General features: G+C 64.7%; 23 protein-coding genes. 18 read left to right on the top strand and 5 right to left on the bottom strand.

The annotated features are described in order from the left end of the window. Positions 1-152: 152 nt before the first annotated feature. The 7 genes from WBF69_RS07740 (at position 153) to WBF69_RS07710 (ending at position 10,881) form a co-directional block, all read left to right on the top strand. The gene (locus tag WBF69_RS07740; RefSeq protein WP_424262878.1) at positions 153-1,049 is read left to right on the top strand and encodes a LysR substrate-binding domain-containing protein; all 897 of its coding nucleotides are present in this window, start codon (positions 153-155) and stop codon (positions 1,047-1,049) included. A 102-nt stretch (positions 1,050-1,151) separates the two neighbouring features. Next, a complete protein-coding gene (locus tag WBF69_RS07735; protein ID WP_424262876.1) occupies positions 1,152-2,402 on the top strand; it encodes a D-amino acid dehydrogenase in 1,251 nt (416 codons plus the stop codon). A 55-nt stretch (positions 2,403-2,457) separates the two neighbouring features. Beyond that, positions 2,458-2,997, top strand: a complete 540-nt coding sequence (locus WBF69_RS07730) for a YqaA family protein (RefSeq protein WP_424262874.1) — start codon at positions 2,458-2,460, stop codon at positions 2,995-2,997. Between the two features lie 86 nt (positions 2,998-3,083). After that, entirely contained in the window at positions 3,084-3,815 is a 732-nt protein-coding gene (locus tag WBF69_RS07725) for a response regulator transcription factor (protein ID WP_424262872.1), read from the top strand. Then, positions 3,812-4,921: a FecR domain-containing protein gene (locus WBF69_RS07720; RefSeq protein ID WP_424262870.1), complete on the top strand. Its 1,110-nt coding sequence runs from the start codon at positions 3,812-3,814 to the stop codon at positions 4,919-4,921. The genes WBF69_RS07725 and WBF69_RS07720 overlap by 4 nt, the downstream gene beginning before the upstream one ends. Before the next feature lie 3 nt (positions 4,922-4,924). Beyond that, the gene (locus tag WBF69_RS07715; protein WP_424262868.1) at positions 4,925-6,859 is read left to right on the top strand and encodes a CHASE2 domain-containing protein; all 1,935 of its coding nucleotides are present in this window, start codon (positions 4,925-4,927) and stop codon (positions 6,857-6,859) included. Positions 6,860-6,948: 89 nt separating this feature from the next. Continuing rightward, positions 6,949-10,881 (top strand): DUF3683 domain-containing protein, encoded by a 3,933-nt coding sequence (locus WBF69_RS07710; RefSeq protein ID WP_424262866.1) that lies wholly within the window; start codon positions 6,949-6,951, stop codon positions 10,879-10,881. Between the two features lie 95 nt (positions 10,882-10,976). Here the strand turns inward: WBF69_RS07710 and WBF69_RS07705 are convergent, their stop codons facing one another. The 4 genes from WBF69_RS07705 to WBF69_RS07690 all read right to left on the bottom strand — a co-directional run bounded on the left by WBF69_RS07705 (position 10,977) and on the right by WBF69_RS07690 (position 14,177). Continuing rightward, positions 10,977-11,522 carry an adenine phosphoribosyltransferase gene (locus WBF69_RS07705; RefSeq protein ID WP_424262864.1) on the bottom strand — a complete coding sequence of 182 codons (546 nt, stop codon included), beginning with the start codon at positions 11,520-11,522 and terminating at the stop codon, positions 10,977-10,979. A gap of 51 nt (positions 11,523-11,573) precedes the next feature. After that, on the bottom strand, positions 11,574-13,127 hold the full coding sequence (locus WBF69_RS07700) for a copper resistance CopC/CopD family protein (RefSeq protein ID WP_424262862.1): 1,554 nt from the start codon (positions 13,125-13,127) through the stop codon (positions 11,574-11,576). Next, entirely contained in the window at positions 13,127-13,657 is a 531-nt protein-coding gene (locus WBF69_RS07695; protein ID WP_424262860.1) for a YcnI family protein, read from the bottom strand. Before WBF69_RS07695 ends, WBF69_RS07700 begins: the two co-directional genes overlap by 1 nt. Before the next feature lie 115 nt (positions 13,658-13,772). After that, positions 13,773-14,177, bottom strand: coding sequence for a DUF2946 family protein (locus WBF69_RS07690; protein ID WP_424262858.1), 405 nt, complete (start codon positions 14,175-14,177; stop codon positions 13,773-13,775). Between the two features lie 39 nt (positions 14,178-14,216). On the opposite strand from WBF69_RS07690, the gene WBF69_RS07685 reads away from it, so the two are divergent. The 10 genes from WBF69_RS07685 (at position 14,217) to WBF69_RS07640 (ending at position 21,868) form a co-directional block, all read left to right on the top strand. Continuing rightward, entirely contained in the window at positions 14,217-15,203 is a 987-nt protein-coding gene (locus tag WBF69_RS07685; protein WP_424262856.1) for a KpsF/GutQ family sugar-phosphate isomerase, read from the top strand. After that, a complete protein-coding gene (locus WBF69_RS07680; RefSeq protein ID WP_424262854.1) occupies positions 15,203-15,805 on the top strand; it encodes a KdsC family phosphatase in 603 nt (200 codons plus the stop codon). Before WBF69_RS07685 ends, WBF69_RS07680 begins: the two co-directional genes overlap by 1 nt. Beyond that, positions 15,802-16,419 (top strand): LPS export ABC transporter periplasmic protein LptC, encoded by a 618-nt coding sequence (gene lptC / locus WBF69_RS07675; RefSeq protein ID WP_424262852.1) that lies wholly within the window; start codon positions 15,802-15,804, stop codon positions 16,417-16,419. The genes WBF69_RS07680 and lptC overlap by 4 nt, the downstream gene beginning before the upstream one ends. Then, on the top strand, positions 16,416-16,997 hold the full coding sequence (gene lptA, locus WBF69_RS07670) for a lipopolysaccharide transport periplasmic protein LptA (RefSeq protein WP_424262850.1): 582 nt from the start codon (positions 16,416-16,418) through the stop codon (positions 16,995-16,997). Before lptC ends, lptA begins: the two co-directional genes overlap by 4 nt. A gap of 14 nt (positions 16,998-17,011) precedes the next feature. Beyond that, the gene (gene lptB, locus WBF69_RS07665; RefSeq protein ID WP_424262848.1) at positions 17,012-17,794 is read left to right on the top strand and encodes an LPS export ABC transporter ATP-binding protein; all 783 of its coding nucleotides are present in this window, start codon (positions 17,012-17,014) and stop codon (positions 17,792-17,794) included. Between the two features lie 338 nt (positions 17,795-18,132). Beyond that, a complete protein-coding gene (gene hpf / locus WBF69_RS07660; RefSeq protein WP_323018254.1) occupies positions 18,133-18,459 on the top strand; it encodes a ribosome hibernation-promoting factor, HPF/YfiA family in 327 nt (108 codons plus the stop codon). A 108-nt stretch (positions 18,460-18,567) separates the two neighbouring features. Continuing rightward, the gene (locus WBF69_RS07655; protein ID WP_424262846.1) at positions 18,568-19,065 is read left to right on the top strand and encodes a PTS sugar transporter subunit IIA; all 498 of its coding nucleotides are present in this window, start codon (positions 18,568-18,570) and stop codon (positions 19,063-19,065) included. Further along, positions 19,037-19,975 (top strand): HPr(Ser) kinase/phosphatase, encoded by a 939-nt coding sequence (gene hprK / locus WBF69_RS07650; protein WP_424262844.1) that lies wholly within the window; start codon positions 19,037-19,039, stop codon positions 19,973-19,975. The genes WBF69_RS07655 and hprK overlap by 29 nt, the downstream gene beginning before the upstream one ends. Before the next feature lie 46 nt (positions 19,976-20,021). Next, positions 20,022-20,897 (top strand): RNase adapter RapZ, encoded by an 876-nt coding sequence (gene rapZ / locus WBF69_RS07645; RefSeq protein ID WP_424262842.1) that lies wholly within the window; start codon positions 20,022-20,024, stop codon positions 20,895-20,897. Beyond that, a complete protein-coding gene (locus WBF69_RS07640) occupies positions 20,894-21,868 on the top strand; it encodes a septal ring lytic transglycosylase RlpA family protein (RefSeq protein WP_424262840.1) in 975 nt (324 codons plus the stop codon). The genes rapZ and WBF69_RS07640 overlap by 4 nt, the downstream gene beginning before the upstream one ends. Here WBF69_RS07640 and rsmI read toward each other — a convergent pair. Continuing rightward, the gene (rsmI, locus tag WBF69_RS07635) at positions 21,856-22,785 is read right to left on the bottom strand and encodes a 16S rRNA (cytidine(1402)-2'-O)-methyltransferase (protein WP_424262838.1); all 930 of its coding nucleotides are present in this window, start codon (positions 22,783-22,785) and stop codon (positions 21,856-21,858) included. The genes WBF69_RS07640 and rsmI overlap by 13 nt on opposite strands. A 33-nt stretch (positions 22,786-22,818) precedes the next feature. Here rsmI and WBF69_RS07630 point away from each other — a divergent pair, with 33 nt between their 5' ends. Next, positions 22,819-23,316, top strand: a complete 498-nt coding sequence (locus WBF69_RS07630) for a YraN family protein (protein ID WP_424262836.1) — start codon at positions 22,819-22,821, stop codon at positions 23,314-23,316. The last annotated feature ends 6 nt before the right edge of the window (positions 23,317-23,322 follow it).

The raw sequence follows: 23,322 nt of genomic DNA, 5'->3' as shown, positions 1-23,322 counted from the left end.
ATTATCAGCAGATCGCAGCGCTCGTACAAATAGCAATTTCACGGGGTCCCATAACAGCAGGCTATGCTCTATACTGCTGGGCTAAAAGGCATCATTCTCACCATCCGGTCGCGCCTGCCGGACCTTTCCCCCCTTTTCAATCCGACACCTCCATGCGGTTGCGGCACATTGAAATCTTCGAGGCCATACGCCAGGCCGGGTCGCTGACCCAGGCGGCTGTGCTGCTGAATATCTCGCAGCCCGCCGCCAGCAAAATCCTGGCCCATGCCGAGGCCCAGCTAGGCTTCAAACTGTTCGACCGGATCAAAGGCCGGCTGGTCCCCACGCGGGAAGCCGAAATCCTGACACCGCAAATCGAACAGATCAGTCAGGAGCTGGCTCACGTGCGCCGGCTGGCGGCCAATCTGCGCCAAGGCAGGCAAGGCCACCTGCGCATCGGCTGCGCGCCCGCCATCGGCCTGGGCCTGCTGCCCATGGCCATCCAGCGTTTTCACCCGGCATCCAACGCCTCGTTCAAGATCAGCACGCTGCACAGCCCCGATCTGGTCGAAGGCCTGCACGCGCAGGCGCTGGACCTGGTCATCACCTTTGACAATCACGACCACCCAGGCTTGCGCCGCATCCCCATCGGCACCACAGAGCTGGCCTACCTCAGCCTGACCCCCGCCGCCGATCCGGTCCAGTTGGCGCAACTATCCAAACGACCGGTCATCGCCCTGGACACCCGCGACCAGGTGGGCACGCTCATGGATCATGCCCTGCAACAGGCCGGCATCAGTCTGGACACCCGCATCATCGTCCAGACCCACTACGTCGCCTGCAGCCTGGTCGAGGCCGGCTGCGGCGACGCAATTGTGGACCTGCTGACCGGGCGCGCCATGCTGAAACCCGGCATGACGCTCAGCCGCCTGAACCCTTCCGTGCCCATCCCGATCAACATCATGGTGCACGCCAACGACCCCCTGAGCCTGCTGCACCGCAACTTCATCGATAGCGTCCGGGACATCTGCACGTCGCTGGCCCAGGCGCCACTCACGGTCGCCTCCTGAACACCCATGCCTGTTAGTTATGGATGATGCCCTGATCGGCATTTGTCACCCTGCATGCCTGCGCCGACAATTTGCATTGTTCTCTATTCATGGACATGAAAAATGCATGCATGCGTGATCGGCGCGGGCGTCATCGGCGTCACGACAGCCTGGCAGCTGGCCCGCCAGGGCTGGCAAGTGACATTGGTCGATTCCGCCGCCGAACCGGCCAGCGGCGCCAGCCACGCCAATGGCGGACAGCTCAGCTACAGCTACGTCGCCCCTCTGGCCGGGCCGGGCGTGCTGCCGCACCTGCCGGTCTGGTTGCTCAATCCGAACTCGCCCCTGCGCTTTCGCCTGCGGGCAGACCCTCTGCAATGGCGCTGGTGCCTGCAGTTCCTGCAGGCCTGCAACGCCCGCACCGCCTCGGCCACATCCGCACAGTTGCTGTCGCTCTCCTATCTCAGCCGGCAGGTGCTGCACGATCTCCAGCAAGACACCCCGATCGACTTCGGCCACGCGCGCAACGGCAAGCTGATTGTCTACCGGACGCCCGGGCTGCTGGCCAAGGCGCGCGCCCAGCTTGCCTTGCAAGCCGATCTGGGATCGGAGCAGCAGCTCCTGACGACCGAACAGCTGATCGAACGGGAACCCGCCCTGGCGCCGGCCCGCGCCACCCTGGCAGGCGCCATCTACACACCCAGCGAAGAATCCGGGGACTGCGCGCGCTTCACGCAGGGCCTGGCCCAGCAACTGGCCACCCTGCATCAGGTGGAACTAAGGCCGCAAACCGTCATCCGACAACTGGATCGTCAAGACGGGCGTATCCGCCGCATCCTGACGACGACGGGGGAATCCATCGAAGCGGACCAGTTCGTGCTGGCCGCCGGCATGGGTAGCCGCCCCTTGCTGGCCGCCCTGGGCGTCCATGCGCCTTTGTATCCTCTGAAAGGCTACAGCCTCAGTCTGCCCTGCCGCCAGGCACAGGTCCCCGCCATCAGCGTCACCGACTACGAGCGACGCACGGTCTACGCCAAGCTGGGCGATACCCTGCGCATTGCCGCCATGGTCGGGATCGGCACGCTGGAACAGGGCATCGAGGCCGGCCGCATCGCTCTGGTCAAACGTCAGGCGCAGGCCCTGCTGCCGCACCTGCAGATGGAATCCGCCCAGGCTTGGTCAGGCCTGCGCCCGGCCACCCCGCACGGACGCCCCCTGATTGGCCGCAGCCGGGCCGCCGACAATCTATGGCTGAACATCGGCCACGGCGCGCTGGGTTTCACCCTGGCCTGCGGCAGCAGCCACTTGCTGGGCAGTCTGATGCGCGACACTGCGCCGGCCATCGACCCCACGCCGTTCCGGCCGGACTGCTGACGCCCGCCGTCTCCAGCGCCGCAGCGACCGGCCTGCAGCGATTACACTGCTGCCAATGGAAGCTTGGCTGGAATCTTCAATACACGCTCTGCTGGCCGCACTGGCGCTGCCGGGCATCGGCTTGCCCGCCATCTTCACCATCAGCCTGGTCTCCGCCACCTTGTTGCCCCTGGGGTCCGAGCCGGCCGTCTTCGCGTATGTCCATCTGGCGCCCCCCATGTTTTGGCCGGCGGTGCTGGTCGCCACTCTGGGCAATACGCTGGGCGGAATCATTACCTATGCCATGGGGGCAGGCGCAGAAAATGTCTGGCAGCGTTGGCGTCACCCCCGCGCGGAACCGACTGCATCGGCCCGGCGCCCCGCCGGCGGGCGTTGGCATATCCTGACCACCGCCTGGTTTCGCCGTTTCGGGCCGCCTGCGCTGCTACTGTCCTGGCTGCCCGGCGTGGGCGACCCCCTGTGCGCGGTGGCCGGCTGGCTGAAGCTGCCGTTCTGGCCCAGCGTCATGTATATGGCGATCGGTAAGTTTCTACGTTACACCGTGATGACCACCGTTCTGATGCACGCCTGGCCCTGGTTCAGTCAGTGGCTGTAGCACCGCCAGCGACCTGCATCTGACAAACCGGCATTGCCGTCAGAGAGCGGTCAACTGGCATAATGCTAGGCTTCAACAGGATTCTCATGACTGCCTCCGCCGCCTCTGCTCCCTTGATCGCCGTCCTGGAAGACGATCCCGCGCAATCCACCTGGCTGCAACACCTGCTGCAACAGGCCGGCTTCGGATGTGAGACCTTCGACAACGGCGGCAACCTGCTGTCCGCCCTGCGCACCGCCCACACTTTTCAGCTTTTGCTGCTGGATTGGGAATTACCCGGCATCAACGGCATGGAAGTCCTGCGCTGGATCAGGGCCAATCTGCCCGGCAACATCCCGGTGATTTTCGTCACCAGCCGCATACAGGAAAGCGACCTCGTCGAGGGGCTGGACGCCGGCGCCAACGATTACCTGTGCAAGCCCTGCCGCCCTGCCGAGCTCCTGGCCCGCATTCGTGCACTGTTACGCCCGCACCAAACCCAGGCCGGCCCCGATTCCGGTTTTCGCCTGGGGGAATTCCTGGTCGACACCAGCGCCCGGGAAATCCGGCTGCGCGGCGAAACCATCCAGATGACCCCAAAGGAATTCGATCTCTCCGCCCTGTTCCTGCGGCATCCCTGGCGACTGTTTTCTCGCGACGATCTCAGCGCGCTGGTCTGGAACCGGGAAATCCCCAGCACATCCCGCACACTGGACACGCATTTGTCCAACATCCGCAAAAAACTGCAGCTTGGCCCGGCCTCCGGCACCTTGCTGAGCGCATCGTATGCGCTGGGCTACCGGCTCGAACTGCTGGGCGATCCACAGGAAAGTTCATGAAGACATCCGCCCTGTCCGCCCTTCGCCACATCCCCCTCTGCCTGGCGCTGCTGGGCGCCAGTGCGGCGCTTCTGAACAGCCCCGGCGCTCAGGCTCACCCCCTGGGCGCCCAGGGCGACTACTTTCTCTATCAGGTCGAGCCCGGCGACACCCTGGAAGCCCTGGCGCGCCACTACACGCTGAATCCGGCCAACTGGAGGGTGCTGCAAACCCTGAACCAGGTGGCGGACCCCTACCGCATGCCGATCGCCCTGATCTTGCGCATGCCACTGGATCTGATCCCCCGTCAGCCGGCCCACGCCACCGTGACGCACCTGAATGGCACCGTCACCCGCAATGGCCAGACCCTGCAGACCGGCGACCGGCTTGAAACCGGTGACACTTTGCGCAGCGGGCCAGGGTCCGTCACGCTGACGCTGGAAGATCACAGCCTGCTCACCATCGCGCCGGATACCGAAGTGCAGGTGCGCAACCTGCAAACCTTTCGCGGCAGCGGCCTGAGCGATACGGTGCTAGGCCTGCCGCAAGGCAGCGTCGAATCCTCTGTCGCGCCTGACGACACCGGGGTGGGCCGATTCGAGATCCGCACCCCGGCCACCGTCACGGGCGTGCGCGGCACACAATTGCGTGTCCACGCCGATGCATCAGGATCCCGGCACGAAGTGCTAAGCGGACAAGCCGCGATCCAGAACACCGCCCGCGCCGAACAGGTGCTGGCCAACAGCTACGGGGCGGCCTACGATGCCTCGGGAACCTTGCAGGGAACACAGGCACTGCTGCCGGCTCCCCGCATCCATCCCGCCACGCCGGATACGGCATCGCTGGCCTGGGACCCTGTCCCCGGCGCGGCGGCCTATCGGGTCCGCATCGCCCTGGACGCTGCGGGGACGCAACAACTCTCCACCCAGCGCGTCACGCAGACGCAGATCGCGCTCGCCCACACTCAAGCGGGTTCACGCTACGCCTTTGTCCGAGCCATCAATGCGCTGGACATCGAAGGCAGCGACGCCAGCTTGCGTCTCCAGGGTTCTGGCGGCCTGCTCAGTTCAGACGATCGCCCCGTCCTCAGCAGCAACGGCGAGCCAGTCCGGCTGAACAACCACTAAAGCATGACCCAGCCAGCCCACGCCGACTCCACCCGCCTGCAGCGGCGGCTGTTGCTGGAATGGCTGGGTTTGACACTGGCCTTGTCGCTGCTGCTCATCGCCCTGTCTGTCTGGGGCCGGCTTCCGGTCGTGCGCGACATCAACCAGCAAGCCTACGACCTGAGCATGCAGCTCACTCCCAGACCGATTGCCGACCGCGACATCGTGCTGATCACGATTGACGATGCCAGCATCGAAGCTCTGGGCCACTGGCCTTGGCGCCGGTCGATTCATGCCGCGCTGCTGCCGCGCCTGAACCAGGCACGAGCAGTCGTCATGGATCTGATCCTGGCCGATCCGCGCCCGGATTACCCCCAAGACGATCCGCTGCTGGCCCGCGCCATGGCCGCCCACGGTCGCGTGGTGCTGCCTGAAGTCCTGGACCCTGAAGGCAGGCACCTGATCCGGCCCCTGCCCGTCCTCGCGCAGGCGGCAGCCGCCACCGGTCGCATCGATACGCAGGCCGCCCCCGATGGCCGCGTGCGCGCCGTCACCTTGTGGCGCACAAACCACCAGGGTGAGCGCCTGCCCCATCTCAGTGTCGCGCTGGCCCAGGCCGCCGGTCTGCAGACTGCCGCAGAACAGGCGGCCCGCCTGCAAGCCGACACGCCGTCCTACCTGCAATTCACCGACCCGGCGCATTCCTTTGTCCGCTACCCCTACGCAGCGGTCCTGAACGGGGATATCCCCGCTGCGGAATTTCAAAACCGGATCGTCCTGATCGGCGCATGGGCCTCCGGGCTGGGCGACCAGCTACCGACCGCCATGGGCAGCGGCCTGACTGCCGGGGTCGAAATCCTGGCCGACAGCATCCAGAACCTGAAACATTCCCAGTGGATCCGCATCACACCGGCATGGATCACGATCTTGATCTCTTTATGTGTGCTGTGGCTGGCCTGTCTGGGGTTGCGCAGACTGTCTCCGCGCTGGGGCCTGGCGGGCACGCTGGCCGCACTGCTGGGCTTTCTGTTTGCAGACGCCTGGCTGATGTACCAGGCGGGTCTCTGGATCCCCCCGGCAGGCCTGCTGGCGGGGGTACTGCTCGCCTATCCGCTCTGGAGCTGGCGCATCCAGGAAGCCTCTCTGCAGCAAATAGACCGTGAACTGGAACGCCTGCAGATCCAGCCCAGACCGGGCCTCGCGCCGACCACTCAATGGGTTGGACCCAACACCCTGCCCGCCCGGGCAGCCCGCCTGCAACTGGCGGTATCCCACCTGAAAGCAGCCGCCCAGGACCAAAGAGACACCCTGGGCTTCATTTCCCACGACATGCGCTCGCCACAAAACGCCATCCTGGCCACCATAGAGCTGCGCCGCCAGGCCCCGGACCAATGGCCGGAAGCCGGCACGCTATCCCATATCGAGCAGCAAGCCCACGCCACCCTGCAACTGGTGGACAATTTCGTGCAGCTGGCGCGCGCCGAATCCATGCCCTTGCAAAAACACCCTTGCATCCTGAATGACCTGGTCCAGGACTGCTGCGACCGCCGCTGGTCCCAGGCCGCGCAACGCCGCATCACGTTGACCTTCACACCCTGCACTCAACAAGACCCCATAGTCCTCGACCAACAACTGGTGCACCGCGCCATCGGCAACCTGATCGACAATGCCATCCTGTACAGCCTCGAAGGCGGGGAAATCCAGTGCAGCATCGACCGGAACGCGTCTTCGTGGTGCGTTCATGTCCAGGATGCCGGCCCAGGCATCGCCGCTGATCAGATCCATTACCTGTTCACCCGGTTCTGGCGCGCTGCCGGAGACAGCAGCAAGCCGGCGGGCAGCGGCCTGGGCCTGGCATTTGTCCAGACCGTCGCTCAACGCCACGGAGGGCGAGCCAGCTGCGTCAGCGAACCGGGGCGTGGATCCCGCTTCAGCATCTACCTGCCGGACGCCGCTTAGCGACCGCATGAGCAGCTTGATGAGATTTTGCCATTACACTAAGCGATTGCCCCTGTCTGCCCTAGGGGCACTACCGCCACGATATCCCCATGAACGCCCCCGTCTCTCCCGAACTGCTTGAACCCACCCAGGCGCCCCGTCTGCGTGAGATTCCCTACAACTACACCTCCTGGTCGGACCGTGAAATCGTCCTCCGGCTGCTGGGTGAACCCGCCTGGCAGCTGCTGTCCGAACTGCGCGGCCAGCGGCGCACAGGCCGGTCCGCCCGGATGCTGTTCGAAGTGCTGGGCGACATCTGGGTGGTGCAGCGCAACCCTTATCTGCAGGATGACCTGCTGGATAACCCCAAGCGCCGCCATCAACTGGTCGAAGCCCTGAACCACCGCCTCAGCGAAATCGACCACCGCCGCGATGATGACCACGGCGCCCGCGATGCCAAGGTCCAGCAGCTGCTGACCGCCGCCCGCGCCGCTGTGACCGCGTTCGAGAACGATTTCATCGCCGTGGAAAAGCTGCGCCACGATGCCATGAAGCAGCTGGCGCGCCTGACCAAGCGGGACAATATCCGCTTCGACGGTCTGTCGCGGGTGTCGCACGTCACCGACGCCACCGACTGGCGGGTAGAGTATCCCTTCGTCGTGCTGATGCCCGACACCGAAGACGAGATCGCCGCCCTGGTGCGCGCCTGCATCCAGCTGGGCCTGACCATCGTGCCCCGAGGCGGCGGCACCGGCTACACCGGCGGGGCGATTCCGCTGACCTGGCGTTCGGCGGTGATCAACACCGAAAAACTGGATGCCATCGGCGCCGTCGAGGCCATCGCCCTGCCCGGCGTCGATGAACCCGTGCACACCATCCTGACCGGCGCAGGCGTCGTCACGCGCCGCGTGGCGGAAGCCGCTGAAGCCGCCGGGCGAGTGTTCGCGGTGGACCCGACATCCGCGGATGCTTCCTGTGTGGGCGGCAACGTCGCCATGAACGCCGGCGGCAAGAAAGCCGTGCTGTGGGGTACCGCACTGGACAATCTGGCCTGGTGGCGCATGGTCGATCCCCAGGGCAACTGGCTGGAAATTACCCGTCTGGACCACAATCTGGGCAAAATCCATGATGCGGCGCATGCGCGCTTCGAACTGAAATGGTTCGATGGCAAGCAGCGCCCCGGCCAGATCGCGCTGAAAACAGAAATCCTGGAAATCGAGGGACGCCGTTTCCGCAAAGCCGGCCTGGGCAAGGACGTCACCGATAAATTCCTGGCCGGTCTGCCGGGTGTGCAAAAAGAAGGCTGCGACGGGCTGATCACCGCCGCCCGCTGGATTCTGCATCGCATGCCGGCGCACACCCGCACGGTCTGCATGGAATTCTTCGGCCAGGCCCGCCACGCCGTGCCGTCCATCGTCGAAGTCAAACACTATCTGGACACCGATGGCCGCGCTGCCGGCGCCATTCTGGCCGGGCTGGAACACCTGGACGAGCGCTACCTGCGGGCCGTGGACTACACCACCAAAAGCAAGCGCGGCACCCTGCCCAAAATGGTGCTGATCGGCGACATCGTGGGCGACGACGAGCACGCCGTGGCCCTGGCCGCCAGCGAAGTCGTACGCATCGCCAATTCACGCCACGGCGAAGGCTTTATCGCCGTCAGCCCGGAATCCCGCAAGAAATTCTGGTTGGACCGCGCCCGCACGGCGGCGATTTCCCGCCACACCAACGCCTTCAAGATCAACGAGGACGTCGTCATCCCCTTGCCGCGCATGGGCGAATACACGGACGCCATCGAACGCATCAATATCGAGCTGTCCACGCGTAACAAACTGCGCCTGATCGACGCGCTGGAAACCTATCTGCAAGGCGATCTGCCCGTCGGCAAGGCCGAAGACCCGGACGATGCCGAACACACACGGGAATTCATCCTGTCCACCCGGCGCCACGACGCGCTGGACACCCTGGCCGCCGTGCGCGCCCGCTGGTCCTGGTTGCTAGACCATCTGGACGCGCCCCTGGCCGAGCATCTGGACACCCTGACAGGCCTGGGTCTGGACGCGCTGCTACCCACGCTGAACGAGCGCCTGGCTGAACAACCGGACTGCCGCATCGTGGACATCATCCAGGACCACACGCTGCGCATTTCCTGGAAATCCGACATCCGCGGCGCGATGGAACGCCACTTCGCGGGGGCGGAATGCGCCGCCGTGCTGGCTGGCCTGCAAACCACGCACGACCGCATTCTGAAAAGCCGGGTCTTCGTCGCGCTGCACATGCATGCGGGCGATGGCAACGTCCACACCAACATCCCCGTCAATTCGGACGACTACGAGATGCTGCGCGAAGCCAACCAGGCCGTGGCGCGCATCATGGATATCGCCCGCAGCCTGGATGGCGTGATTTCCGGCGAACATGGCATCGGTCTGACGAAATTCGAATATCTGAACGAAGCCGAACTGGCACCGTTCCAGGACTACAAACGACGCATCGATCCGCACGGCCACTTCAACGCCGGCAAACTGATGCCCGGTGCCGATCTGTCTCGCGCCTGGACGCCCAGCTTCAATTTGCTGGGTTATGAATCGCTGATCATGCAGCGCAGCGAAATCGGCGCGATTTCCAACGCCATCAAAGATTGCCTGCGCTGCGGAAAATGCAAACCGGTGTGCGCGACGCACGTGCCGCGCGCCAATCTGCTGTATTCGCCGCGCAACAAGATCCTGGCGACATCGCTGCTGATCGAGGCCTTTCTGTACGAGGAGCAAACCCGGCGCGGGGTCAGCATCCGTCACTGGGAAGAATTCGAGGACGTGGGCGACCACTGCACGCTATGCCATAAATGCTATAACCCCTGTCCGGTGGATATCGACTTCGGCAATGTCTCGATGGACATGCGGGCCTTGCTGCGAAGCATGGGGAAAAAGTCCTTCAACCCCGGCACGGCGGCGTCGATGTTCTTTCTGAATGCGAAAGACCCGCGCGTGATCAAGGCGACCCGCACGGCCATGATCGATATGGGCTACAAGGCGCAACGCCTGGCCCACGATCTGTTGGCCCCGGTCGCCAAAAAGCAGGTGGCGCATCCGCCGGCCACCGTGGGCAAGGCGCCGGTGCGCGAGCAAGTGATCCACTTCATCAACAAAAAAATGCCCGGCGGTCTGCCCAAACAGACGGCCCGCAAGCTGCTGGATATCGAAGACCCGAATATGGTCCCGATCATCCGCAATCCGGCGACCACTGCCCCCGATTCCGAGGCGGTGTTCTATTTCCCCGGTTGCGGATCGGAACGTCTGTTTTCCCAAGTGGGCCTGGCGACGCAGGCGATGCTGTGGCACGTGGGGGTGCAGACGGTGCTGCCGCCCGGCTATCTATGCTGCGGTTATCCGCAGCGCGGCAACGGCCTGGCCGACAAGGCGGAACAGATGGTGACGGACAACCGGGTGCTGTTCCACCGCATGGCGACGACACTGAACTATCTGGACATCAAGACGGTGGTGGTCAGCTGTGGCACCTGCTACGACCAGTTGGAAAGCTATGAGTTCGACAAGATTTTCCCGGGCTGCCGGCTGATCGACATTCACGAGTATCTGCTGGAAAAGGGCGTCGATATCGCTGGGGTGCAGGGGGTTCGCTATATCTATCACGATCCCTGCCATACGCCGATGAAGCAGCAGGATCCGATGAAGACGGTGAAATCCCTGTTGGGAGAATCGAACGCGATCAAGACGGATCGCTGTTGCGGAGAATCGGGCACACTGGCGGTGTCACGGCCTGATATTTCGACGCAGATCCGGTTTCGCAAGCAGGAAGAGCTGGCGAAAAATACGGCGGCGATCCGCGCTGACGGGTTCCAGGGCGAGGTCAAGATGGTGACGTCCTGTCCGTCCTGTCTGCAGGGGCTGGCCCGCTACGAACAGGATACGGGGCTGTCGGCGGATTACATCGTGGTTGAGATGGCCAGGCACGTGCTGGGGGAAAGCTGGATGCCGGATTATGTGAAGGCAGCGAATTCCGGCGGAATTGAGCGAGTGCTGGTGTAGAGACCCAGACCCAGACTCAGGCCCGCCTCGCGGCTTGCACGCCGCCCGGATTCGCCGGACATGGATCGTCCGCAGAGGACGATCCATGTCCGGGTTCATCCGGCGTCGAATTCGCAGACGGTGTAGACGGGCAGACCCGAATCGCGAACCGCCTTCGATCCGCCCAGGTCGGGCAGGTCGATGATGGCGGCGGCTTCGGCGACGTTGGCGCCCAGGCGCTGCAGCAGTCGGGATGCCGCCAGCATGGTGCCGCCGGTAGCGATCAGGTCGTCGATCAGCAGCACACGCTGGCCGGGGCGCACGGAATCGGTGTGCATTTCCACGGTGGCGTTGCCGTATTCCAGGGAGTATTCCTCGGCCACGGTCTGGTAGGGCAGCTTGCCTTGTTTACGCACGGGGACGAAGCCCAGATTCAGTTCGTAGGCCAGGACGGAACCCACGATGAAGCCGCGGGCGTCGATGCCGGCGACCAGGTCCAGGCGCTGACGCATGTAGCGGTAGACGAACAGGTCGATCAGGACTCGGAACGAGCGCGGGTCCTGGAGAACAGGGGTGATGTCACGAAACTGGACACCTGGTTTCGGCCAATCGGGCACGGTGCGGATCGTGTCGCGGATGTACTGGGCCGGATCGGTTTGCATGACTTCATCCTGTCAAATAAGGCAAGGCGGCCACAGTGTAGCCTGGAAATTTCACCGCTGGGCTGCCAAGGTGATCTGATCGAAATCATCCACCAGCACGGTGAGTTCGATCTGCGCGCGACCGTTGGGCGGCAAGACCGGCAACACGACATGCCACACGCCACCGCTGCGGGCTTGCGCGGACCGGCGCACGGGTTCGATGCCTGCGTCGGGATCTGCCAGTGCAACCGTCACGCTCTGCGCGATCAAGGGCTGGCCATCGGGATGCGTCAAGCGGATCGTCCAGGCGCCGGCGTCCGGCTCGAGAACTGCACGCATCCGTTCATTGCTCAGGGTCACGGCCTCTGCCGCTGCAGCGGGGGCCGTCGTCAAGCTGCGGGGCGGCGGCGTGAAGCGCCACACAGACACAACGGCCAGGATCATGACAACCAGCGCGATTTCCGCCCCGATGACACGGCGCAAGTGGTGTCGGGCCGTGCCTTGGCCAGACAGAGCTGGCTCGGTCAGGCGCCAGCGGTTATAGGCGGCCAGGCAGAACAGCAGGCCGACCAGACAGAGCTTCACGCTGAGTACGCGTCCATAATCCGTGCGCCATAGGTCGGTGACGCGTTCCAGTTGCAACACGGTCAGCAGGACGCCGCTCAGGACCAACAAGAGCACCACCGGCGTGATCCAGCGCGAGAACCGCGCCAGCGCTGGATGTCCACCCGCCGGATCCGCGGGGCGACGCAGAGCGCGCGACAGCGGAATCAGCATGCCTGCCCAGGCAATCGCCATCATGACATGCAGCGCGACGGCGGGACGCGACAGCCACTGGGGTGGCGCCGTTCCAGCATGTCCGCTGGTGGCCAGAGCCACGCCGGCGAGCAGCAGGCTGACCGGCGCCGCCGCCCGACCCAGGGCTGGCGGACGAGCTGTCTGGGCCGCGAGGGCCGCCAGTAACCCCAACGCCAGCAACCCCAGCGTCATGGCATACGTGCTGTTGAGCGCTTGCGCCCAGGTGGCCGACTGCACCAGCGCTGCCCAGGGGGCATCCCGTAAGTCCAGGCCTTGCAGGCCCAGACTAACAGGCAATGCCGCCAGCCCGAGAACGGCCAAGGGGCGGGACCATGCATGATGCGCTTTCTCGTCCAGCAGACGGAAGACCGCCACGCCGACCACCGAAAACAGGCACAGATATCCTAGCCATCGCGCGAGCCAGATGGACAGATCGAGGCTGCGTGACGACGGGGATTGGGCCAGCACAGCAGAAGCGCTGCCGGCCCCGACCGCATAGTCCAGGGTGCCGCCGATGGGATGACCATCCGCCGACACGACGCGCCAGCTCAGCAGGTACGTGCCTTGCGCGGTGTCCTGGGGAACCGGGATGCTGATCTGCTGTCCCCGGTCATGAATCGTCCCAAGAGGCAGCAGCCTGCCATCCGGCCCGAACAAGCGGGCAGCCGTCACGCCCACGGGTTCGCTGAAGATCAGCTCAATGACGGCAGGCGCCTGCGCCAGCACCGCGCCGGGCGCGGGCGCTGCCCTCACAAGGGCCGCATGGCCCCATGCCAGCTGGGGCCACATCAGCAGACTGCACAGCAGGGCAAGCAAGGCCTTCATCATCAGTGATGATGCCCCGCTCCCCCGGACGCCGGCGCGATCAGCTTGATTCGCGGCGCGGCATCCTTGGCGTCCTCACCCCCGCTGGTGTTGATCCAGCGGTCTACCCCTTGGGCGCATTCCTGCACCACCGGAAAGTAGAGCGTCGAGCCCGGCTTCAGCGAAGATGCCAGGAAAGCGCGGAACACGAACTCGTCGTAGTAGGCGTCGGGCAGCGCGCCGCTCCAGCTGATTTCCCGCACGCCCTGATCCAGCTTGGCGCCATGAAGCGTCTGCGGCTGATCGTACTTTCCCTGGACGATATCAATCGCCCAGCCGGCCTTGGGCTGAGGCTTGACCGCCAATACGCCCTCGGGAATGCGCACCCGCAGCCGCGTGGTATCAGACCCCTGGCAGCCATGCGGAACCCGCACCACGGCCATGTAATAGCCGCCGACAGTCGCCTGCCCGTTGGCCAGGGTCACGTGCGCCAGCGCAGCAGGAATGGAAAAAAGCGATGCAACGGCAGCGCCGATGATAAAAAACCGTTTCATGAGATCAACCTATTCAGTCAGAGTGCGAATCAGCAGCGGGACGCGGCGGCACGGATCACGGATCCATGCGCGGCAGCGCGGCGACATGCCGCCAGCGCCCATCAACACAAAGGAATCAGGCCTGCAACGGCGGCGCGCGAGAACCCAGCGGGGCGCCGCATCGATAGGCCAAGGATGGTTGGTCCGCTGTTCGGACCAACGCCAAGACCGTACCCAGCAAGACCGCAGGCAAAGATGGCGCCTGGGAAGGCAGCGGAGCGTCGCCCCCATGAGAGAAGGCCGGGCAAAGCGGGCAGTGGTTCGTTTCAAAATGGCCTGCCGGATCGCCGTGAAGGGGCAGATCATGCGACGCTTGGGATAGCGCGCCGCACAGAATGACAGGCGTCCAGCCGCCGGCAGCCCCCATCAGATTGGGCATGTACCCCGCCGGCACCAGAGCGCGCAGCGCCCACGCCAAACACAGCGCCCACACCCAGGCGGACGGCACGCTGCGACTGCATCGATAGGCTGCGGATCCCATGGACAGCAGTATAAGCGCCAGTCACAGTAAAATCGACGCATGCACACCCAGCCACAGATCACTCCGGATGCGCTGCGCCATAGCGCCATGCGCACCTTCGACATCGAAATCCAGGCCCTGCAGGCCCTGCAGGGGCGCCTTGACGTCCATTTCGAGCAAGCCACACGCCTGATCCTGGACTGCTCCGGTCGCGTGGTCGTCACCGGCATCGGCAAATCCGGCCATGTGGCCCGCAAAATCGCCGCCACTCTGGCCTCGACCGGCACACCGGCCTTCTTCATGCATGCTGCCGAAGCCATCCACGGCGATCTGGGGATGCTGACCGGCCAGGACATCCTGCTGGCCATTTCCTATTCCGGGTCCGCCCAGGAATTGATCACGATCATTTCAGTCGCCAAACGCATGGGCGCACGCATCATCGCCATGACCGGCAATCCCGAATCCGAACTGGCGCGCAGCGCCGACGTATCGCTGGATGCCGCCGTGGACCACGAAGCCTGCCCCCTGAACCTGGCGCCGACCGCCAGCACCACGGCTGCTCTGGTGCTGGGCGACGCCATTGCCGTGGCCTGCCTGGAAGCCCGAGGATTCAACCGCGACGATTTCGCCCGATCCCACCCCGGCGGGGCGCTGGGCCGCCGCCTGCTGACGTCCGTGGCCGACGTCATGCGCAGCGGCGCCGCTCTGCCGCATGTGGCGCCCGACACGCTGATTCCCGACGCCCTGACGGAAATGTCCTCGAAAGGCATGGGCATGACCATCGTGCTGGACCAAGGCCGACCGGTCGGTATTTTCACTGACGGCGATTTGCGCCGCATGATCGCCCAGCACGGCGACATCCGCGCGCTGCCGGTGTCCGCAGGCATGAGCCGTCATCCCCGCAACATCGCCGCTGACGCCCCCGCCATCGAGGCGGCCAGCATCATGGACGAGCACAAGCTGAACCAGATGCTGGTGCTGGATGCCGACGGGCTATTATTGGGGGCTTTGCACATGCACGACCTTTTGGCCGCCAAGGTGATCTGATGAATGAACTGCCCGGCTTTTCCCATCCCGCAGAGGCCCAGATTCTGGCCCGCACCAGCCCCGATGTCCGCGAACGCGCCCGCGCCGTGCGCATGATGATCTTCGACGTGGACGGCGTCCTGACGGATGGCAGCCTCTGGTACGGTGAACACGGCGAGGCCGTGAAACCCTTTAATGCGCTGGATGGCCACGGCTTGCGCCTGCTGCGCGAACAAGGCATCCGCGTCGCCTGGGTCAGCGGTCGAAAAAGCGCCATCACGTCCCGCCGCGCGGCCGAACTGGGTATCTCGCCGGTCTTGCAGGGCATCCACGACAAGCTCATCACGGTCGAAGGCCTGGCCCGCGAAGCCGGGCTGGGACTGGACGCCGTGGGCTACATGGGCGACGACATCATCGACCTGCCGGTGCTGCAGCGCGTGGGCTTCGCCGCCAGCGTCCCCAACGCCCCCTTCTATATCAGCCAGGCAGCGCACTGGATCGCCAGCCAGACCGGCGGGCGCGGCGCGGTGCGCGAATGCTGCGACCTGCTGCTGGCCGCCCAAGGCCGTTTGGGGGCCTGCTTCAACGTCTCGCTGTCTACTTTGGGCGGCGCCATCCAATGAAAGAGCGCCTGCCCGGTCTGGTCGCGGTCCTGTTGCTGGGCCTGCTGGTGCTGGGCACCTGGTGGGCCTCGGATTACGCCCTGCGCTCGATCGAGATCGACCCGCCCCGACGCATCACGCACGAACGCGATTCCTGGGCCAGCGCTTTCGTCATGCTGCGCACCGATCCCGAAGGACGCGCCATCAATCGCCTGGAAGGCAGCGCGATGGAGCATTTCCCCGACACGGACAGCTACGAGATCACAGCCCCTCGCGCCACGGGCCATCAGCCCAATTCCCCCATCACCGTCGGGACGGCCAAAATGGGCACACTGGATCAGCATGGTGAACGCATCGTCCTGATTGGCGACGCCCACCTGCAGCGTCTGCCAGACGCCAATCATCAACTGCTGGACGTGCGCAGCGAACAACTGACGATCGAACCCAACCAGGATCTGGTTTACACCGACCGACCGGCGCTGGTTGTCAACGGCAATTCCACCATGCGCGGCCAGGGGATGCGCTACGATAACCGCACCCGCCAGCTGACCGTCAATGCCGCCAGCGACGTCAAGATTTCCGGCGAAGATCAGGCGGCCCGCGATACCGGACCTCATAAGACCAGACAACCATGAAAATCCTGCCCCTCGCTTTGCTCACCGCATCCATCGGCTACGGTCTGGCCCTGCCCGCGCACGCGGCGCCCGCCCAGGAAAAACCGGCGGATCCCGACACCATCATTCTGTCCGACACCCTGCACTACGACGACCTGAACAAGGTCAGCACCTTCACCGGCAACGTGGTCCTGACCAGAGGCGCCATGACCTTGCGGGCCGACAAGCTCGTCACCCGCGAAGACGCCCAGGGCAATCAGTTTGGCACGGCCACCGCCGACAAGGGCGGCACCGTCACGATCCGCCAGGAAAATCCGGCCAAATTCGAAACCCTGATCGCCACCGGCCAGCAGGCAGACTACGCAGGGCAGGCCGGCGACATCACGTTGACAGGCCAAGCCACCGTCACCCGACAGATCTGCGGCCAGCCATTCGACAACGTCCGTGGCGCGCGCATCATCTACCACGAAAAAACCGGCACCTACGAAGCCTTTGGCGGCCAGAATTCCGCTGCCGCCGGCGGGCGCGTCCGATCTCTGGCGCAACCGCAGTCCCGCGTCGACCAAGCCATCGCCAAGTGCCGGACGCAACGCCCATAATCGCCTCACGCCTCATGCCTGTCTCTTCACACTCCACACCCGAACCCGCGCGTAGCAGCGGCTGCCTCCAGGCCACCGGCCTGGGCAAGACCTTTGGCCGCCGCGCCGTGGTCCAGGATGTTTCCTTATCCGTCGACAGCGGCGAGGTCGTCGGCCTGTTGGGTCCCAACGGCGCCGGCAAAACCACCAGTTTCTACATGATTGTCGGCCTGATCCCCGCCGACACGGGCCGCATCGCCATCGACCACCACGACGTCACAGGCGTGCCCATGCACCGGCGCGCCCAGTTGGGGCTGTCGTATCTGCCCCAGGATGCCTCTGTCTTTCGCCGCCTGACCGTCGAACAGAACATCCGCGCCGTCCTGGAATTGCAGCGCGATTCCCAGGGCCATCCGCTGTCCGGCCCCGCCATCGAAGAACGCCTGGAATCCCTGATCGACGAACTGCAGATCGAGCACATCCGCCGCAATATGGCGCTGTCGCTGTCGGGCGGGGAACGCCGCCGGGTGGAAATCGCCCGCGCCCTGGCTACGCACCCCCGCTTCATCCTGCTGGACGAGCCCTTTGCCGGGGTCGACCCCATCGCCGTGATCGAAATCCAGCGCATCGTGCAGTTTCTGCGCGGGCGCAACATCGGTGTGCTGATCACCGACCACAATGTGCGCGAAACCCTGGGCATCTGCGACCGCGCCTACATCATCAGCGAAGGCCGGGTGCTGACCAGCGGTCACCCTAGCGAAATCGTCGATAACGAGGCCGTGCGCCAGGTCTACCTGGGCAAGAACTTCCGTATGTAGCCCCCACGCCGCGCAGCCTGCGGCTGCTTGCTGCCCCCCCAAGGGGGCGCTTTGGCGCTTGGGGCGGCCCGGCGCGCCAAAGGTAGCCCCCACGCCGCGCAGCCTTGCCCGCGCAAAAACAAATCGCCCCTGCATGCAGGGGCGACTTTCGTGCGTGGCGCAGAACAAACGTCCGGCAGCCAATCCAGCTATCTTACTCTTTTTATCCCCTCTTGCTGTCTTTTTGCCAATCGGTACACTGGACCTGTCATCAACCTGTCAGAAAAGGAGACCCTTCCCCCACTTTCCCGGTTCGCATACAGAACCACCTCTGTTTTTTTCCGCAAGGAGCCTGCACTATGAGCCTGACAATCACCGGTCGTCATCTGGAAATCACCCCAGCCATCCGCGAATACGTCCATACCAAGACCGCCCGCGTCCTACGGCACTTCGATCAGGTCATCGATACCCAGGTCATGCTCTCGATAGAACCGCTCAAACACACGGCTGAAATCACCATGCGTCTGCGCGGCAAGGACCTGCATTGCGCAGCCTCGGATGACAACTTGTACGCGGCCATCGACCTGCTGGTCGACAAAGTCGACCGCCAGGTGATCAAATACAAATCCAAGGCTCAGACTTATGCCCACGAACCACCCAAACGTCAGGAAATCCACGCTGAGTAAGCATCCTGACCGGCTGGCACGGCCCAGCCGACACTGACACCATGGCCTCGCAGCGCTGCTTCGGGGCCATGTTGATATCTGGGGGCATCTCACACCTATAATGTCGCCATGAACCTCAGCTCCCGCATTCTGCCGCCGGACAATATCGTCCTGGACCTGGCGGCTACCAGCAAAAAACGCGCTTTCGAGCACGCCGGCCTGCTGTTCGAGAACAACCAGGGCGTGGCCCGCATGTCCGTCTTTCACAGCCTGCTGGCGCGCGAGCGCCTGGGTTCGACGGCGCTGGGTCACGACGTCGCGATTCCTCACGGTCGTCTAAAAGATCTGCGCGAACCCCACGCCGCCTTCATCCGGCTGGCCAATCCGATCCGCTTCGACGCCAACGACGGGCGCACCGCGCGACTGCTGTTTTTTCTGTTGATGCCCGAAGCCGCCACCCAGACCCACCTGGATCTGCTGGCCGGCATCGCCCGCCTGCTGTCCGACCCGCAGGTGCGCCACACCCTGACGCAGGCCACCGACCCGCAGCAGATCCATCAACTCATCCTGAACGGCGCCGATCACCCGCTGACAGAACATGCTGACCATCCAAGAGCTGATTCGTGACAACGCCGACAAGATCAGCTTTACCTGGCTAGCCGGGCAGGAAGCCGCTGCCGAGCGCGCTATCCCGGACGCCCGGGGAGCCGCCGCCGATCTGGTCGGACACCTGAACCTGATCCACCCCAGCCGCATCCAGGTATTCGGCGCCGAGGAAATCTCGTACTACCAGCATCTGGACAGCAAGCGCCGCCTCCATCACCTGGAAGACCTGGTTGCAGGGGGTGTCCCGGCCATCGTCCTGGCAGGCGACACCGAAGCGCCCGCCGACCTCCAGGCTTTCTGCCGGGAAAAGGCCATTCCCCTCATAGGCACTCCCACCGACGCCGCGCACCTGATCGATCTGCTGCGTATCTATCTAGGCAAACGGATCGCGCCCAAGACCACGGTACATGGGGTTTTCATGGATGTGCTGGGCCTGGGCGTACTGATCACCGGAGAATCCGGTCTGGGCAAAAGCGAACTGGCGCTGGAACTGATTTCGCGCGGCCACGGCCTGGTGGCCGATGACGCGGTCGAACTATCCCGCACCGCCCCCAACTTCGTCGAGGGCCAATGCCCCTCGCTGCTGCAGAACCTGCTGGAAGTCCGCGGCCTGGGCCTGCTGGACATCCGCACGATCTTTGGTGAAACATCCGTGCGGCGCAAGATGAAAATCAAGCTCATCGTGCACCTGGTGCGCATGACACCGGAAAATTTCGAACGCCTGCCCATGCAAGATGAATACCAGGACATCCTGGGCATCCCTATCCGCCGCGTCATGCTGCAGGTGGCGGCAGGCCGCAACCTGGCCGTGCTGGTCGAAGCCGCCGTGCGCAATACCATCTTGAGCCTGCGCGGCATCGACACCATGGGCGAATTCATCGAACGCCAGGCACTGGCCATCATGGAAAGCTCCCGAGAGAAACGCCCGTGATCCACAGCACTTCGTCTTCCTTCCCCGCACACCTCACAGGCGAGCCATGCTGAACATCGTCCTCATCACCGGAATCTCCGGATCGGGCAAATCCGTGGCCCTGCGCATGCTGGAAGACACCGGCTACACCTGTATCGACAACCTGCCCGTGCGCTTCCTGCACGACTTCATCGCCAGCACCCAGGACAGCGGTCTGGAAAGGGTGGCGGTCGCCATCGACGTGCGCACCCCCGGCGACCTGGATGAACTGCCCGGCATTCTGACCAGCCTGCGCGCGATGGGAACCGCGCTGCACGTCATTTTTCTGGATGCCGACGACCACACACTGATGCAACGGTATTCCGAATCCCGGCGCCGACACCCCCTGACCGACCGGATGCAGCGCGAAGGCCTGGATGCCTCGCTGCAGGGCTGTATCAGCCGGGAACGCGATCTGATGGCATCGCTGCGCCACCAGGAACACGTCATTGACACCTCGGACCTGACGCCGGGCCAGTTGCGCAGCTGGGTGCGCGATCTGGTGCAGGTCGATCGGGCCTCGGTCATCCTGACCTTCGAATCCTTTGCCTACAAACGCGGCGTGCCGCATGACGCAGACCTGGTCTTCGACGTGCGCTGCCTGCCCAATCCACACTATGATCCGCAATTGCGCCCCCTGACGGGGCGCGATGAGTCCGTCGCCGCGTGGCTGGCGCAATTTGGCAGCGTCGAGGCCATGATCGAGGACATTTCCGCATTCATCCGCAAATGGCTGCCGCTCTATATGCAGGACACGCGCAATTACCTGACGGTGGCCATCGGCTGCACCGGCGGGCAGCACCGCTCGGTCTACGTCACCGAGCAGCTGGCGCGACGCTTTGCCGATCACTCGCCCTTATTGGTGCGCCACCGTAATCCGATGTTGCAAACGCCAGCACCATGATCCAGACCGCCACGCTCCCCCTATCCGCCCGCCCCTCGCCGCTGCCGCAGCCATCGCTCTGGCGTACGCTGATGATAGTCGGGCTGTGCGTTCTGCTGGCGGTACTGGCGGGCTGCGCGTCGCGGTCCGGCGGCTACTACAAGGACGATGGCCCCGGCGCTCGCATCCCCGCCGACATTGCCTCGATCCCCGACGCTGTGCCGCGCCTGGAGCGCCATGCGCCGGCGAACTTCCGGCCCTACGAAGTCTTCGGCGTACGCTATATCCCCATCGGTGAAGACCAGCCCTATCAACAAGAAGGCATCGCTTCCTGGTACGGGCGCAAATTCCACGGGGAAAAAACCGCCAACGGCGAAACCTACGATATGTACGCCATGACGGCGGCCCACCCGACCCTGCCGATTCCCAGCTATGCCAAAGTCACCAGCCGGGTCAACGGGCGCTCTATCGTCGTGCGCATCAATGATCGAGGTCCGTTTCATCCCGGACGCATCATCGATCTATCCTATGTCGCCGCCTCCAAATTGGGACTGATCGGTCCGGGCAGCGGGCGCGTGGTGGTCCAGGCCATCACCAACGCCGACATCCGCGCCGGACGCGTCCCCGGCGCTACCCTGATGGCCTCGGCCAGCCCGGTGGCCGAACCCGTTCAGCCGCAAGCCCGCCCAGTCAGCGCGCCGGTCACGCCGACCGCGCTGACCCCGGCACCGCTCACGGGCGCCGTGACCGGTGGCAGCATTTACCTGCAATTCGGCGCCTTTTCCTCGATGGACAACGCACAGGCCCTGGCCGAGCGCGTCAATGCGCAAATGGATGGGTCTCTGGGCCAGGCATCCGTCAGCCACCAGCCGCCGCTCTATAAAGTGCGCATGGGGCCGTTCCCATCCAGGGACCAGGCCCACCAGACCGCCAGCGCCCTATCCGCGTCCGCCGGGATGAACCCCGTCATCGCCCTGGATCAGGGACTCTGACGCAGCGCCCAGGCGTACAGACGGTCTCGCGGCAGGCCCGTGGCGGCAGCCCCGACCCGCGCGGCGTCACGCACCGACAGTTCTGCCAGCAGCGCCACCATCAGCCGCTGCTGATCCGCCGACAGATCGTCCTCGGGCGCCGCCTGGACGGCAGGCGCATGCAGCACCAGCACAAATTCCCCCTGGCTGCGATGAGCATCCTGTGCCAACCAATCCTGTACCTGCCCCAGCGACAACGTGGCGATTTCCTCGAACCGCTTGCTCAGTTCGCGAGCCACCGTCAATTCGCGCTCCGGCGCCGCCAGTTCGCATAAATCCGCCAGCGCCGCCTGCAGCCGATGGGGGGTTTCGAACATCACCACGGGTACGGGCAAACCTATCCAGCGCGCCAGCCATTTGCGACGCGCCTGGGGCTTGGAAGGCATAAACCCGGCAAAGGCAAAGCCCGGCTCGTCGTCGCGCGTGGCCCCGCTGGCCATCAGGGCGGCGATCACGGCGCTAGGCCCCGGCAAAGGGATGACGCGATAGCCCGCCGCCTGCACCTGGCGCACGATACGCGCGCCGGGGTCGCTGACAGCGGGCGCGCCGGCATCGGACACCAGCGCAATGCGCTGCCCCTGCGCCAGGCGCTGCACAATGGCATCCGCCGCCTGCTGTTCATTGTGCCGATGCGCCGCCATCAAGGGGGTGGCAATACCCCAGGCATCCAGCAGCGTCCGGCTGGTGCGGGTGTCTTCCGCCGCAATGGCATCGCAGCGCCGCAGGGCCTCCCAGGCCCGCAGGCTGAGATCGCCCAGATTGCCGATCGGAGTGGCCACCACATACAGACAGGCCGACGGCCACATCTGTTCCGCTACCTGCTGCGCGTGACGTTTCCACGTCACCGCCCCTTCATCCAGACCGTCTGTGTCCGTCATACTGAATTCCTTGTCCCGGAAGGACTCCGTCTTATGCCCACCGACCCCTATGCCCGGGCGCAAGCCGCCCAGGACCTGGCCCGACGGCGGCGCCGGCGGGCGTTGCGCGCGGCAGCGCGCCGATCCAGGCCACCCGCGGCGCTGAACACATCGCCCGCTACCGCAGGATCGGCCACGCAACGGCAGGGATACGCTGCCGAAGACCTGGCGGCCCGCTACCTGGCGACCCTGGGCATCGCGGCGCTGGCCCGGAATTTACGCTGCAAAGCCGGCGAAATCGACCTGGTTGCCCGCGAGGGCGCCGTGCTGGTCTTCATCGAGGTACGGCAGCGACGCAACCAGCATCATGGTGGCGCCGCCGCCAGTGTAAACCGGGCCAAGCAGGCTCGCCTGATCCGGGCAGCCCGCTACTTCCTGCCCGCCCTGACCCGCCTGCACTTCCAGGGCAGGCCGCCGCCCTGTCGCTTTGACGTCGTCTGCATCGAAGGCGTCCGGATCGATTGGATCCGAGATGCTTTCCAGCTGGAATAATGGTTA

The sequence above is a fragment of the Castellaniella sp. genome, from assembly GCF_049673105.1.
GTDB lineage: Bacteria > Pseudomonadota > Gammaproteobacteria > Burkholderiales > Burkholderiaceae_B > Castellaniella.
This window is presented reverse-complemented; position numbering and strand designations above follow the sequence as displayed.

Bases quoted from the DNA above. Each gene is read 5' to 3' on its own strand.
- WBF69_RS07685 (WP_424262856.1), top strand. From the start codon at position 14,217: ATGCACACCCAGCCACAGATCACTCCGGATGCGCTGCGCCATAGCGCC.
- WBF69_RS07730 (WP_424262874.1), top strand. From the start codon at position 2,458: ATGGAAGCTTGGCTGGAATCTTCAATACACGCTCTGCTGGCCGCACTG.
- WBF69_RS07720 (WP_424262870.1), top strand. From the start codon at position 3,812: ATGAAGACATCCGCCCTGTCCGCCCTTCGCCACATCCCCCTCTGCCTG.
- WBF69_RS07695 (WP_424262860.1), bottom strand. From the start codon at position 13,657: ATGAAACGGTTTTTTATCATCGGCGCTGCCGTTGCATCGCTTTTTTCC.
- WBF69_RS07680 (WP_424262854.1), top strand. From the start codon at position 15,203: ATGAATGAACTGCCCGGCTTTTCCCATCCCGCAGAGGCCCAGATTCTG.
- hprK (WP_424262844.1), top strand. From the start codon at position 19,037: ATGCTGACCATCCAAGAGCTGATTCGTGACAACGCCGACAAGATCAGC.
- WBF69_RS07715 (WP_424262868.1), top strand. From the start codon at position 4,925: ATGACCCAGCCAGCCCACGCCGACTCCACCCGCCTGCAGCGGCGGCTG.
- rapZ (WP_424262842.1), top strand. From the start codon at position 20,022: ATGCTGAACATCGTCCTCATCACCGGAATCTCCGGATCGGGCAAATCC.
- lptA (WP_424262850.1), top strand. From the start codon at position 16,416: ATGAAAATCCTGCCCCTCGCTTTGCTCACCGCATCCATCGGCTACGGT.
- WBF69_RS07700 (WP_424262862.1), bottom strand. From the start codon at position 13,127: ATGATGAAGGCCTTGCTTGCCCTGCTGTGCAGTCTGCTGATGTGGCCC.
- WBF69_RS07705 (WP_424262864.1), bottom strand. From the start codon at position 11,522: ATGCAAACCGATCCGGCCCAGTACATCCGCGACACGATCCGCACCGTG.
- WBF69_RS07640 (WP_424262840.1), top strand. From the start codon at position 20,894: ATGATCCAGACCGCCACGCTCCCCCTATCCGCCCGCCCCTCGCCGCTG.
- WBF69_RS07655 (WP_424262846.1), top strand. From the start codon at position 18,568: ATGAACCTCAGCTCCCGCATTCTGCCGCCGGACAATATCGTCCTGGAC.
- hpf (WP_323018254.1), top strand. From the start codon at position 18,133: ATGAGCCTGACAATCACCGGTCGTCATCTGGAAATCACCCCAGCCATC.
- lptC (WP_424262852.1), top strand. From the start codon at position 15,802: ATGAAAGAGCGCCTGCCCGGTCTGGTCGCGGTCCTGTTGCTGGGCCTG.
- WBF69_RS07690 (WP_424262858.1), bottom strand. From the start codon at position 14,177: ATGGGATCCGCAGCCTATCGATGCAGTCGCAGCGTGCCGTCCGCCTGG.
- rsmI (WP_424262838.1), bottom strand. From the start codon at position 22,785: ATGACGGACACAGACGGTCTGGATGAAGGGGCGGTGACGTGGAAACGT.
- WBF69_RS07630 (WP_424262836.1), top strand. From the start codon at position 22,819: ATGCCCACCGACCCCTATGCCCGGGCGCAAGCCGCCCAGGACCTGGCC.
- lptB (WP_424262848.1), top strand. From the start codon at position 17,012: ATGCCTGTCTCTTCACACTCCACACCCGAACCCGCGCGTAGCAGCGGC.
- WBF69_RS07740 (WP_424262878.1), top strand. From the start codon at position 153: ATGCGGTTGCGGCACATTGAAATCTTCGAGGCCATACGCCAGGCCGGG.
- WBF69_RS07735 (WP_424262876.1), top strand. From the start codon at position 1,152: ATGCATGCATGCGTGATCGGCGCGGGCGTCATCGGCGTCACGACAGCC.
- WBF69_RS07710 (WP_424262866.1), top strand. From the start codon at position 6,949: ATGAACGCCCCCGTCTCTCCCGAACTGCTTGAACCCACCCAGGCGCCC.
- WBF69_RS07725 (WP_424262872.1), top strand. From the start codon at position 3,084: ATGACTGCCTCCGCCGCCTCTGCTCCCTTGATCGCCGTCCTGGAAGAC.